Source organism: Neisseria sp. HMSC075C10, assembly GCF_001815615.1.
In the GTDB taxonomy this organism is placed as follows: domain Bacteria; phylum Pseudomonadota; class Gammaproteobacteria; order Burkholderiales; family Neisseriaceae; genus Neisseria; species Neisseria subflava_A.
In genome coordinates, this window is sequence record NZ_KV821278.1 from 91,999 (window position 1) to 104,409 (window position 12,411).

The 12,411-nt window shown below is 49.4% G+C and carries 10 protein-coding genes; 6 read left to right on the top strand and 4 right to left on the bottom strand.

Features of this window, described 5'->3' with window-relative positions:
• Positions 1-52: 52 nt before the first annotated feature.
• Both mfd and HMPREF3047_RS10475 read right to left on the bottom strand, forming a co-directional pair.
• Positions 53-3,457 (bottom strand): transcription-repair coupling factor, encoded by a 3,405-nt coding sequence (gene mfd / locus HMPREF3047_RS10470; RefSeq protein WP_070714224.1) that lies wholly within the window; start codon positions 3,455-3,457, stop codon positions 53-55.
• 132 nt (positions 3,458-3,589) lie between these two features.
• Positions 3,590-4,282 (bottom strand): VIT1/CCC1 transporter family protein, encoded by a 693-nt coding sequence (locus tag HMPREF3047_RS10475; RefSeq protein WP_070714080.1) that lies wholly within the window; start codon positions 4,280-4,282, stop codon positions 3,590-3,592.
• A 298-nt stretch (positions 4,283-4,580) separates the two neighbouring features.
• Between HMPREF3047_RS10475 and HMPREF3047_RS11455 the strand changes: the two genes are divergently transcribed.
• The 4 genes from HMPREF3047_RS11455 to HMPREF3047_RS10490 all read left to right on the top strand — a co-directional run bounded on the left by HMPREF3047_RS11455 (position 4,581) and on the right by HMPREF3047_RS10490 (position 7,515).
• The gene (locus tag HMPREF3047_RS11455) at positions 4,581-4,727 is read left to right on the top strand and encodes a hypothetical protein (RefSeq protein ID WP_168163629.1); all 147 of its coding nucleotides are present in this window, start codon (positions 4,581-4,583) and stop codon (positions 4,725-4,727) included.
• Between the two features lie 192 nt (positions 4,728-4,919).
• Positions 4,920-5,120 (top strand): hypothetical protein, encoded by a 201-nt coding sequence (locus HMPREF3047_RS10480; RefSeq protein WP_070714088.1) that lies wholly within the window; start codon positions 4,920-4,922, stop codon positions 5,118-5,120.
• An 89-nt stretch (positions 5,121-5,209) separates the two neighbouring features.
• Complete coding sequence (aspA, locus tag HMPREF3047_RS10485) at positions 5,210-6,607, top strand: aspartate ammonia-lyase (RefSeq protein WP_070646134.1); 1,398 nt, start codon at positions 5,210-5,212, stop codon at positions 6,605-6,607.
• Positions 6,608-6,852: 245 nt separating this feature from the next.
• Positions 6,853-7,515: an NAD(P)H-dependent oxidoreductase gene (locus HMPREF3047_RS10490; protein WP_070714091.1), complete on the top strand. Its 663-nt coding sequence runs from the start codon at positions 6,853-6,855 to the stop codon at positions 7,513-7,515.
• A 180-nt stretch (positions 7,516-7,695) separates the two neighbouring features.
• Here HMPREF3047_RS10490 and HMPREF3047_RS10495 read toward each other — a convergent pair whose 3' ends face one another.
• Together HMPREF3047_RS10495 and HMPREF3047_RS10500 are read right to left on the bottom strand one after the other, a co-directional pair.
• Positions 7,696-9,927: a FepA family TonB-dependent siderophore receptor gene (locus HMPREF3047_RS10495; RefSeq protein ID WP_070714094.1), complete on the bottom strand. Its 2,232-nt coding sequence runs from the start codon at positions 9,925-9,927 to the stop codon at positions 7,696-7,698.
• A gap of 230 nt (positions 9,928-10,157) precedes the next feature.
• Complete coding sequence (locus HMPREF3047_RS10500; RefSeq protein ID WP_003685475.1) at positions 10,158-10,376, bottom strand: HP1242/YdcH family protein; 219 nt, start codon at positions 10,374-10,376, stop codon at positions 10,158-10,160.
• 222 nt (positions 10,377-10,598) lie between these two features.
• Between HMPREF3047_RS10500 and HMPREF3047_RS10505 the strand changes: the two genes are divergently transcribed.
• Positions 10,599-10,973, top strand: coding sequence for a hypothetical protein (locus tag HMPREF3047_RS10505; RefSeq protein ID WP_070714097.1), 375 nt, complete (start codon positions 10,599-10,601; stop codon positions 10,971-10,973).
• 133 nt (positions 10,974-11,106) lie between these two features.
• Positions 11,107-12,357, top strand: coding sequence for a serine hydroxymethyltransferase (gene glyA / locus HMPREF3047_RS10510; protein ID WP_070714100.1), 1,251 nt, complete (start codon positions 11,107-11,109; stop codon positions 12,355-12,357).
• The last annotated feature ends 54 nt before the right edge of the window (positions 12,358-12,411 follow it).

Genomic DNA, 12,411 nt, shown 5'->3' on the forward strand with positions numbered 1-12,411 from the left:
CACCTTAAAAAGCAGCCTGCACCTTTTTCAGACGGCCTTTTTTCCTCCATCCTTACTTAGCCATCACCCTTTCTTTCAAAGTCTTCAATACGTTCTTCACCGTATTAATCCGCACTTCAATATTTTCCATCTCGGCTGTAAACCTCAACTTATCTGCTCCAGCAAGGCGATATTTTTTGTCGTTCTGAATCAGCAGGATGATTTCGGTTGGATCGACATTGTTGTTTTTGCCAAAGGTTACCGTTACCGCTTCGCTGGTCGCATCGATGGCGTCTATACCCAATTCTTTTGCCGCAAGCCGTAAGTGGTGGCTTTCGATGAGGGTTTTGACAGGTTGTTCGGGCAGGCCGAAGCGGTCGACGAGTTCTTCGTGTATGGCGTTGATTTGCTGCACGGTTTCGCAGACAGCAAGGCGTTTGTAGAGGACGAGGCGCTCGTGAATGTCGGGGCAGTAGTCTTCAGGCAGTAATGCCGGGCTGTGCAGTTTGATTTCGGTGGTAATGCCCAATGGTGCGTCGAGGTCGGGTTGGCGGCCTTTTTTGAGGTCGCGCACGGCTTGTTTGAGCATTTCGGTATAAAGCGTGAAGCCGACCTGTATCATTTCGCCGGACTGACCTTCGCCGAGGATTTCGCCTGCGCCGCGGATTTCCAAATCCTGCATGGCGAGGGTGAAACCTGCGCCGAGTTCGTCCGCTGCTGCAATAGCGTCGAGGCGTTTTTCTGCGTCTTTGGTGATGTATTCGGGCGTGAGCAGGTAGGCGTAGGCTTGATGGTGGCTGCGTCCGACGCGCCCACGCAACTGATGAAGCTGAGCCAGCCCGAATTTGTCGGCACGGTTGATGATGATGGTGTTGGCGTTGGGAATGTCGATGCCGGTTTCGATGATGGTGGAACAGAGCAACACGTTAAATCTTTGCTGCAAAAAGTCGCGCATGACTTGTTCCAGCTCGCGCTCGCGCAGTTGTCCGTGCGCCACACCGATGCGGGCTTCGGGCAGCAGGGTTTCCAACCGCTCACGCATATTCTCAATCGTATCCACTTCATTGTGCAGGAAAAACACTTGTCCGCCGCGTTTGAGTTCGCGCAACACGGCTTCGCGCACGCTGCCTTCGCTGAAGGGTTTGACAAAGGTTTTGACGGCGAGGCGGCGGCTGGGGGCTGTGGTAATCAGTGAGAAGTCGCGCAGGCCTTCGAGCGCCATGCTGAGGGTACGCGGAATCGGTGTGGCGGTCATGGTGAGGATGTCAACATTGGCGCGCAGGCGTTTGAGCTGCTCTTTCTGACGCACACCGAAGCGATGTTCTTCGTCGATAATGACTAAACCTAAGTTTTTGAATTTGATGTCGTCCTGAACCAGTTTGTGCGTACCGATAACAATATCGACCGTGCCGTCTGCCATGCCTTCCAGAGCGGCTTTGGTGGCTTTACTGTTGTTGAAACGCGAAAGGCTGGCGACTTTCACGGGGAAATCGGCAAAGCGATCGGCGAAATTTTGTGCGTGCTGCTCGACCAGAAGCGTGGTCGGTGCGAGTACGGCAACTTGCTTGCCACCCATCACCGCCACAAACGCGGCGCGCAGGGCGACTTCGGTTTTGCCGAAGCCGACATCGCCGCACACGAGGCGATCCATTGGCTTCGCCTGCGTCAAATCTTTAATCACAGCGGCGATGGCGGCGGCTTGGTCTTCGGTTTCTTCATAGCCGAAACCATCGGCAAACGACTGATAGTCCATCTCGTTGATTTCAAACTTGTGTCCCGATTGAGCGGCGCGTTGGGCGTAGAGGTTGAGCAACTCGGCGGCGGTATCGCGCGCCTTTTCGGCGGCTTTGCGTTTTGCCTTGTTCCACGCGCCGCTACCGAGCTTGTGCAAAGCTACGTTTTCATGCGCCTGGCCGGAGTAGCGGCTGATTAAATGCAGTTGCGAAACAGGCACATAAAGCTGCGCTTCGCCCGCGTATTCGAGCAACATCATTTCGTTGGTTTCATCGCCTAAGTCCATTGCGACCAAGCCCATATATCGGCCGATACCGTGTTCTTCATGCACGACAGGGTCGCCGATATTGATTTCTGCAAGGTCGCGCAACAGGCCATCTGAAACGGCGGCGTGTTTCTTACGATGATGTTTGCGCGAGCGGGCAACATATTGATAAAGATCGGATTCGGTAATGACCGCGATGTTTTGATCTTCTAATTTAAACCCGTAAGCCAACGGCGCCACTGTAATCATCAGCGGCTCATGCGCCGACAAAAAGCCCTGCCAGTCGGACACGCTTTTGGCTTTTAAGCCGTTTTGCTGCAAGAAACCGAGCATGGTTTCGCGCCGTCCCAAACTTTCGGCGCACAACAAAATCCGTCCGTCAAAGGCCGTCTGAAAATCCTTCAGTGCCTGCAACGGTTCATCTGCTTGGCGGTTGACGGCCACGTTTGGCAACGTATGTTCATCACCAAAAATATCCGGCAATACCTGACCATAATTTTTCAGACGGCCTGCAAAAACATCTGCAGAGAGATACAAATGCTGTGGAAGCAAAGGCGGATAGGTTTCGTCGCCCTGCGCCATGGCGTAACGCGATTTAACGTCACTCCAAAAACGGTTTGCCTCGGCGTGAACGTCGCCCAAAGAGACAAACAGCGCGTCTTCGCCGATATAGTCAAACAGCGTTTCCAACTCGTTTTCAAAAAACAGCGGCAGGTAATATTCCACACCCGCGCCGAAATGGCCGTTGCTGACGGCTTTGTACACAGCCGCATCGTTCGGATTGCCATCAACTTCCTCGCGGAAGCGGATGCGGAAAATCTTTTGCGCCTCGCTGTCGGTGGGGAACTCGTGCGCCGGTAGCAGGCGGATTTCGGAAACGGGGGAGATGGTGCGCTGCGTTTCGGTGTCAAAGGTTTTAATACTGTCGATTTCATCGTCGAACAAATCGATGCGGTACGGCATTTCGCTGCCCATCGGGAACAAATCGACAATACCGCCGCGCACGGCAAACTCGCCTGCCGCAACAACGTGGGAAACATGGTTATAACCTGCATCCACCAAATCACTTTTCAGACGGCCTATATCCAAAGTCTGCCCTGTTTTCAGCCAAAACGTGCGCCCTGCCAGAAACGGCACAGGCGGCAACTTCTGCATCGCCGTCGCAACCGGCACGAACAACACGTCCGCCGCGCCGCTCTTAATCTGCCACAACGCCGACAAGCGCTCCGATACCAAATCCTGATGCGGTGAAAAACGCTCGTAAGGCAGCGTTTCCCAGTCCGGCAGGAACACCGCCGTATCGTGCGGACGGAAAAACAGCCAGGCCGTCTGAAGGCGTAGTGCCTGTTCCGCATCTTGGGTCAAGACAACCTTAAGCTGCTTATGCGGCAGATAACGCGCCAAAGCCAAGGGCAGCGAGCCTTGAGACAGATTGAGCCAACGGGATTTTTCATGGGGTTTGGGAATCGGATAGGTCATGACAAAAAACAGTTTGTAATAAGTAAATACAAGCACCATAGGCCGTCTGAAAAATTTTCAGACGGCCTTTAGCGATCAAATCAATTTTCAATTTTACTGGATACAGGTTTAAAAGAATATAAGGTCTTACAATCAGACGGCCACACCCGCCAGTTTTCCAATAAATCCGGTTATCACCAATGCCGCAACGCCCCACAGGCACACGCGCAAAACAGCAGGCACGACAGGTGCCCCTCCGAGTTTGGCGGAGGCATAGCCCAGTCCTGCCAGTCCGCACAAAGTGGAAACTGCCAAGGCCGGAACAATGGCGGTAGAAGCTGTCAATGCGACCAGTAAAGGCAAAATCGCGCCGGCACAAAATGAAGCAGCAGAAGCCAGCGCAGCCTGCATGGGTTGGGCGGAAGAGGTTTCGGTAATGCCGATTTCGTCGCGCGCGTGGGCGGCGAGTGCATCGTGTTCCATCAAGGCTTTGGCCACCTCTGCGGCAAGCGCATCGGACAAACCGCGGCGGCGGTAAATTTCCATCAGCTCTTCAAGTTCGGCATCAGGATTATTTGCCAATTCGTAGCGTTCTTTGTGCAAATCGGCTTTTTCCGTATCCGATTGGCTGGACACGGAAACATACTCCCCCGCCGCCATTGACACCGCACCCCCGATAAGCGCCGAAACGCCCGTCAAAAGCAGGGTTTGGAAATCTGGCGCGGCAGCGGCTACGCCCGTCAACAGCGAGGCAGTAGAAATCAGGCCGTCATTGGCACCCAATACGCTTGCCCGAAGCCAGTTGTTGCGGTCGCTGAAATGGCGTTCGCTGTGGTGTGAATACATATATGCTCCGATAAATTGGCTGTTTCCAGATGATGATAACATTGTATTGTTTTTTGAAATCAATGTCAGTTTATCCCTTCAAATCAAGCATTCTTAAATCTTTCTACTGCCATTTCAACCTATAAAAACCAACACTCCTCTTTGGATTTTTTCAGACGGCCTTAACGCTTTTATAAGCAAATTTATTGTTCCAAGTCATGGCATTATCACAAGACAGTTTTGTGCTGCTTGGTTTATTGGCTTAAAGATGCTATCTTTATGAATCTTTCCACTCCTCAATCCATTGAAAGGATGTATCATGTCCGAAGAAAACAAAATCAAAGTAAACGATTTGCCTGAAGAGAAAAAAGAGCAAACCGAAGAAACTGAACTGCCCGTTATCAACAACGAAGAAAAACGCGGCGGTCATGGCGAAGGCGGTTGCTGCGGCGCATGCGGCGGCTAAATCTTCCCGACAAAGCCTCCGAGGCCGTCTGAAAAGTCTTACTTTTCAGACGGCCTTTTCTTTTCTAAACACTTACAGGTAAATCAATGAAAGGATGTGGGAGAAGAATTTAAACCCAACCGCGTTTGTGCTACATTCACATCTTTACAAACCACAACAATCTGCACACGCAGACACACAAGGAAGAAAAAAATGTTTTGGTATATCGTTGGTTTTTTCGCCTTCATCGTTTCCCTGCTTTCCCTTTGGGTCAATGCCAGCGCATTCGGCATGGAAGAGGATGGCACGCCGCAATCCGAATATGAAAAAATGTTGGGCTTGGGTGCGAAATTGAAAGATAAAGAGACAGCCGCAAAAGAGCGTGAAGCAACGCGCTTTCATCCTGACGATTAAGCCTTATTAACTGGACAATCTTGCCGAACTGGGCTAATGTTCCAAACGCATAATGCACACCAACACAACTATACGAGAAGGTAAGAGAAATGACTGTACGAATCGAACACGATTTATTGGGCGACCGCGAGATCCCTGCTGAAGTATATTGGGGCATCCATACTTTGCGCGCCATTGAAAACTTTAAAATTTCCACACAAAAAATTTCCGACGTACCGCAATTTGTCCGCAGCATGGTCATGGTTAAAAAAGCCACCGCGCAAGCCAACGGCGCATTGGGTGCCATCAAGCCGGAAATCGCGGCCGCCATCGAAAAAGCCTGCGATGAAGTATTGGTCAAAGGCCGCTGCCTCGACCAATTCCCATCCGACGTTTATCAAGGCGGCGCCGGTACTTCGGTCAACATGAATACCAACGAAGTCATTGCCAACCTCGCATTGGAAGTCTTGGGTCACGAAAAAGGCCACTACGACATCGTCAATCCGATGGACCATGTCAACGCCAGCCAATCCACCAACGACGCCTACCCTACCGGCTTCCGCCTTGCCGTGTATTACAGCATCGGCGAATTGCTCGACAAACTGGCCATCCTGAAAAATGCCTTTGCCGCCAAAGCCGAAGAATTTAAAGACGTTTTGAAAATGGGCCGCACCCAGCTTCAAGATGCCGTGCCGATGACTGCCGGCCAAGAGTTTCAATCTTTCCAAGTGTTGCTGGAAGAAGAAATCCTCAACCTCGACCGTACCCGCTCCCTACTGCTTGAAGTCAACCTCGGTGCTACCGCCATCGGTACAGGTGTGAATACACCTAAAGGCTATGCGGCTTTAGTCGTTGAGAAACTTTCCGAAGTCAGCGGCCTGCCTTGCAAACTGACTGAAAACCTGATCGAAGCGACCTCCGACTGCGGCGCATATGTGATGGTACACGGCGCATTGAAACGCACAGCCGTCAAACTGTCCAAAATCTGTAACGACTTGCGCCTGCTCTCTTCTGGTCCGCGCGCCGGTTTGAAAGAAATCAATCTGCCTGAATTGCAAGCCGGTTCTTCCATCATGCCTGCCAAAGTCAATCCCGTGATTCCCGAAGTCGTCAACCAAGTCTGCTTCAAAGTCATCGGCAACGACACGACCATCACTTTTGCAGCCGAAGCAGGTCAGTTGCAGCTGAACGTTATGGAGCCGGTCATCGCCCAATGTATGTTTGAAACCATTTCCCTCTTAGGCAACGCCGCGGTCAACCTGTCCGACAAATGCGTCAAAGGCATTACGGTCAACCGCGAAATCTGCGAACACTACGTCTTCAACTCCATCGGTTTGGTCACTTATCTGAACCCATACATCGGCCACCGCAATGGCGACTTGGTCGGCAAAATCTGCGCCCAAACCGGCAAAGGCGTGCGCGAAGTCGTACTGGAGCACGGTCTGTTGAGCGAAGAAGAGCTCAACCGTATCCTCTCCCCGGAAAACCTGATTAATCCTCATCTGTAATTAAGATTTGAAATCAAAGGCCGTCTGAAACTTTAAACGTTTAAAGTTTCAGACGGCCTTTTCGTATTTATATTGATTTTTATCGAATTTTTTTGCGAAATTCAGAATTAAAAGATAGCCTAGCCGTTAGGTTTGATTTAACATGGTGTTGCCCCAGCCTGTTTCTTCCTTAAGGTTATGCCGGTAATGATACCTCAAAAGGAACCGGATATTGGAATAACATCTTCATTTATTAGGAAAACCAGATGAATCAAATTACACGCGAACAAATGCTGCAAGTATTCGAAAATCGCTGCTCCACCCGTTATTACGATCCCGACAAAAAAATCAGCCAAGAAGATTTTGCAGCGATTTTAGAATTTGCCCGCCTCTCGCCCAGCTCTGTCGGCTCCGAGCCATGGAAATTTTTAGTTATCCAAAACAAAGCCTTGAGAGAAAAGCTCAAACCTTTCAGCTGGGGTATGCAATCGCAACTGGACGACTGCAGCCATCTAGTGATTATCCTTGCCAAGAAAAATGCCCGTTACGATACCCCGTTCTTCCGCAGTGTTGCCGAACGCAGGGGCCTGCAAGGAGAGCAGCTGGAAAAAGCGTTGGCAAGATACAAAAGCTTCCAAGAAACCGACATTAAAATTGCCGACGACCAACGCGCACTCTTCGACTGGAGCGGCAAGCAGACCTATATTGCTTTGGCCAATATGCTCACAGGCGCAGCGGCCATCGGCATTGATTCCTGCCCAATCGAAGGCTTCAACTACGATAAAATGAACGAAGTATTAGCGGCAGAAGGCCTGTTTGATGCCAACGAATGGGGCGTATCCGTAGCGGCAACATTCGGCTATCGCGCCAAAGAAATCACTAAAAAATCACGCAAACCGATTGATGAAATGATGACTTGGGTCGAATAAGCAGTTTGCATTCTCAGGGCGGCGAATGTCGCCCTTTTACTTTTTTAAAATAGTGAAGTAAATTCCGTAACAACAAATGCTTCTAAATTTAAAAATCAAAAGGCCGTCTGAAACCATGTGTCAGAAATCTTAGATTTCATTTCACACCGTTTCAGACGGCCTGATTTAATACGCTTCTACTTAAAACGATACTTTCAAACTGCCGTAGAAGGCACGGCCATGCTCGTTGTAAGTTTGTGCGCCGGCAGTTGTGCGGTACAGTTTTTTGTCAAACAGATTACTGATACCGCCACGGACGGCCACGCGTTTGTTCCAGTTGTAGCCTGCATTGATGCCCCAAATGCCATAAGAGCCGACTTGGGTTTGGTTGCGTTCGGAAGACAACGCTGCTACGCCTGCACGAGGATTGCCGTTTTGTTCCAAACGGTTGACTGCCACACCGCGCGGTTTAGTACGGCCGTAGTGGGTAAAGGTCAGATTGGCATCAAAGCGTTCGTTCGGCGTCCAAGACAGTGTACTGTTGATGGTGTATTTCGGCACCAAAGACAATGGATTGCCTTGATAATCTTCGGATTTGTGCATGTAAGTGAAATTGTTGCTCCACTTGAGTGTGTCATGCAACGGAATTACCAAGTTGCCTTCGATACCAGAAATCGTCGCTTTTGGCGTATTTTCCCATTGCAGGAGCCAGTTGCGGATATTGCTGGTGGCAATAAGCTGGTCGCCGATCACGATTTTATTGCGGTACGCATTATGGAAATAAGTCGCCGAAGCCTGCCAGCCGTTTTTGTTGAACTCAAGGCCAATCTCTTTATTGATGCTGGTTTCAGGTTTCAAATTGCCATTGCCCATGTAGAAACAGCTGACACTACCCGGCGCATTGAGCGGACAGCCCTGACCGCGTGTGTACAGGATAAAGTCAGAACTAGCTTGATACAGATTTGGCGCTTTGTACGCGCGGGCAACACCACCTTTAACCAACCAGTTTTCGCCGATTTGATGCGAGAAGTTCAAAGCCGGACTCCAGTTGCTGCCACTGGCACTGTTATGGTCGAAGCGGATGGCCGGAATCAGATGGGTTTTGTCGGTCAACGAAATATTGTCTTCAACGTAGGCCGCCCAGTTGCGTTGTGAAGTTTTACCGCTACGATGTTCCGACACGCCCGAGAAGATGTTCACAACCTTGCGTGGTGGCCGCCCAGGGCCACCGGGAATAGTATCTGTCAGACTTTGCGAGTTAGATGTAGGATCATCCAATTTGCTGTCAGTAAATTCTGCACCAACCGTCAATACATTCTCAACACCAAGTTTGAATGGAATATTTGCTTCGCTGCTGAAGCGCAGGTTTTTCAGACGGCTTTGAACAAAATCCAAGCCTGTATAGCTGCCTTCCGGACCACCGGCCAAACCTTCAGGCAAGTGACTGTTGATTGTACGCTCATAACTGATCACGTTTTTGGTATCGCCCCATTCCCATGCGCCATCATGCGTTAAAGAATAAGCGGAACGGTATAAGCGGGCAGTTTCGGCTTTGCTGTCGGCCAAAGAATTAACCAAAGCAGAACGCGGATTGCTGTTTTGCGTATCGCCGTTGTAGATATTGCCCTGACGGCTGTAACTGCTGTCCAAAATCAGCGTTTGCGCTGGGCTGATTTTCCATTGCAGACGGCCTGCAATGTCTTTATTGCGTACGCCTTCGACACCGGCCGCGCTGTCATTGCCGTGTCCGGCATTAATATCGGCAGCATCTGTATCCGTTTTATTCAAATTGCCGTAAACGCGGAAGCCCAAAGTATCTTGGATAATCGGGCCGCTCAAATTAAAGCCGATACGGCGGGTTGCGCCCTCATTGCTGTCTTGCGGCTGATTGGCATACAGATTGACTTGGCCTTTAAATTCTTTAGACACTTTTTTGGTAACAATATTGACCACGCCACCCATCGCGCCAGAGCCGTAACGGGTCGCCGCCGGACCGCGCAAAACAGTAATCGATTCGATTTCTTCAACCGGCACCCAGTTACTGTCGCCACGCGTATTGCGTTCACCACGCATACTAATACGCTCGGATTGGCGCGAATTAACCGGCTTGCCGTCAATCAAAATCAATGTATTTTCAGGGCCCATACCGCGCAAGTCGATTTGGCGTTTGTTGCCACGCTGACCCGTCGCCGTATTGCCGGTCAGGTTAACGCCTGGCATAGTGCGGACAAATTCGGAAATATCATTGGCTGCAGGGCGTTTGTCGATGTCGTCTTTAGAAATACGCGATACACCGAGCGACTGTTGCAACTGCTTCTCGGCAGTAACGTAAACGGTATCGACTTCAGCCTGCTCAACTGCTTTCTCTTCAGCTGCGTGTGAGAATGCACTAATTAACGCCAAAGGCAAAATAGCGAGTGTGAATGTTTTCATTGCATTGTTTCTCTTGGTTTTGTTTGTTTAAAATCAAAATAAAAATTATTCGAGATTTTAAATAACCTTAACAGAGTTTTCAACGCAATTAAGAGTGATTTACAATTAAAAGTTAAATTGTGCTAATAAAAATAACAAATACCAAACAACTAAAAAGGCCGTCTGAACCGGCATGAAACGAAATCCAAGATTTCTATCATACCGTTCAGACGGCCTTATTCAATTTTTAATTATTTGCCTGCTGCTTTTTGCAGAAGAGCATACAATTCGTCTTTGAGTTTGAGTTTGGCTTTTTTCAGCTCTTCAATCTCTTCGGCACCGCTGGTAACAGGGTTGTTAACCAAACCGGTGATTTTATCGTCCAGCTCATTGTGCTCGTCAAACAAACGGGCAAAGTGTGCATCTTCTTGTTTCAGTTTAGAAATCAAATCGCGATATTCTGGAAACATTTTGTTTTCCTCTCTTGTTAATTAAATAAAAAAGTACTGCTGTCAAAAACTAGGACGAATCAATCTTTAGCTTAATTATAACAAACACGGGCGTTTTATCCAGTCTTTTTTAAGTCGAAACTGTTTTACATCAAAATTAATAATATCAACATAAGTTAGCGCTAAAAATAGAAAGAAACGGCTTTATAGACGGCTTGCCGACTTGGGCATACAATCGGGCTTATGCGTTTACACAATGGCCGAACCACCCTATTCCGTCATATCAACGGCATGGACGGACAATTTATCCTGCTTGAGAACCATCCTTCATGGATGCCAGTCAATGATGCCGATTTCAACCATGCCGCACCCCTGCCCGACGGTTTGGCCGTACACGAAGAATCGTTTTATCCATTTGAAAAAATAAATACCGCCGAATCGGCAGACAATATCAAAATCTTCAGCGAAGAAGCTCTACGGCTGGAGAAAGAACGATTAAATGCAGTAGCCTTAGTAGAACTGGCAAAAAATCTTAAAGCCGCCCAAGCCGAAGCCGATTTAGCCGCGCTTCTGGGAAAAATGGATTTTCATTTAAAACAAGATGATATTTTCAAATAAACCCTTCAATCTCAGGCCGTCTGAAACCAAACACCCGACACAATTGTTGACAATGCAAGAAAAATAGTTCATCTTGAACCAATTCGCAGCACTCCATCCTATATTTTCAGCCCATCACAAAGGAATCGAGAACATGTTTTCAAAAAGCGTTACCCTCGCACAATATGACCCCGATTTGGCAGCAGCCATCGCCCAAGAAGACAAGCGCCAGCAAGACCACGTCGAGCTGATCGCCTCTGAAAACTACGTCAGCTGCGCCGTAATGGAAGCTCAAGGTTCGCAATTGACCAACAAATACGCCGAAGGCTATCCGGGCAAACGCTACTACGGCGGCTGTGAATATGTTGATATTGTCGAACAATTGGCGATTGACCGCGCTAAAGAATTGTTTGGCGCAGAATATGTCAACGTCCAACCACACTCCGGCTCCCAAGCCAACCAAGCCGTGTACGCTTCTGTTTTGAAACCGGGCGACACCATTTTGGGCATGTCTCTGGCACACGGCGGCCACTTGACCCACGGCGCAAGCGTTAACATCTCCGGCAAACTCTACAACGCCATTACTTATGGTTTGGATGAAAACGAAGTTCTCGATTATGCCGAAGTAGAACGCTTGGCTCTTGAACACAAACCTAAAATGATTGTGGCCGGTGCATCTGCCTACGCGTTGCAAATCGACTGGGCAAAATTCCGCGAAATCGCCGATAAAGTCGGCGCATACCTCTTTGTCGATATGGCGCACTATGCCGGCCTGATTGCCGGCGGCGAATATCCTAACCCGGTGCCATTCTGCGACTTCGTAACCACCACTACCCACAAAACCCTGCGCGGCCCTCGCGGCGGTGTGATTTTGTGCCGTGACAATACCCACGAAAAAGCGCTGAATTCCGCCATCTTCCCAAGCCTGCAAGGCGGCCCGTTGATGCACGTTATTGCTGCCAAAGCCGTAGCGTTTAAAGAAGCGCTGCAACCTGAGTTCAAACAATACGCAAAACAAGTGAAAATCAATGCTGCCGCTATGGCAGAAGAGTTGGTTAAACGCGGTTTGCGTATCGTTTCCGGCCGTACTGAAAGCCACGTTTTCCTCGTTGACCTGCAACCGATGAAAATCACCGGTAAAGCCGCCGAAGCCGCTTTGGGCAAAGCTCACATCACCGTCAACAAAAATGCCATCCCGAATGATCCGGAAAAACCATTCGTTACCTCCGGCATCCGCATCGGCTCCGCTGCCATGACTACACGCGGCTTTAACGAAGCCGACGCGCGCGTATTGGCAAACTTGGTTGCCGACGTATTAGCCAATCCTGAAGACGAAGCCAACCTCGCCAAAGTCCGCGAACAAGTGACTGCTTTGTGCAATAAATATCCTGTTTACGGCGCATAAGCATTTCACCTTGGATAAAATAACAGGCCGTCTGAAACTTCAGACGGCCTTTTT

Coding starts and splice junctions, on each gene's coding strand:
- HMPREF3047_RS10480 (WP_070714088.1), top strand. CDS start 4,920: ATGTTTTGGTATATCGTTGGTTTTTTCGCCTTCATCGTTTCCCTGCTT.
- HMPREF3047_RS10500 (WP_003685475.1), bottom strand. CDS start 10,376: ATGTTTCCAGAATATCGCGATTTGATTTCTAAACTGAAACAAGAAGAT.
- HMPREF3047_RS10475 (WP_070714080.1), bottom strand. CDS start 4,282: ATGTATTCACACCACAGCGAACGCCATTTCAGCGACCGCAACAACTGG.
- HMPREF3047_RS11455 (WP_168163629.1), top strand. CDS start 4,581: ATGTCCGAAGAAAACAAAATCAAAGTAAACGATTTGCCTGAAGAGAAA.
- HMPREF3047_RS10495 (WP_070714094.1), bottom strand. CDS start 9,927: ATGAAAACATTCACACTCGCTATTTTGCCTTTGGCGTTAATTAGTGCA.
- mfd (WP_070714224.1), bottom strand. CDS start 3,457: ATGACCTATCCGATTCCCAAACCCCATGAAAAATCCCGTTGGCTCAAT.
- HMPREF3047_RS10505 (WP_070714097.1), top strand. CDS start 10,599: ATGCGTTTACACAATGGCCGAACCACCCTATTCCGTCATATCAACGGC.
- glyA (WP_070714100.1), top strand. CDS start 11,107: ATGTTTTCAAAAAGCGTTACCCTCGCACAATATGACCCCGATTTGGCA.
- HMPREF3047_RS10490 (WP_070714091.1), top strand. CDS start 6,853: ATGAATCAAATTACACGCGAACAAATGCTGCAAGTATTCGAAAATCGC.
- aspA (WP_070646134.1), top strand. CDS start 5,210: ATGACTGTACGAATCGAACACGATTTATTGGGCGACCGCGAGATCCCT.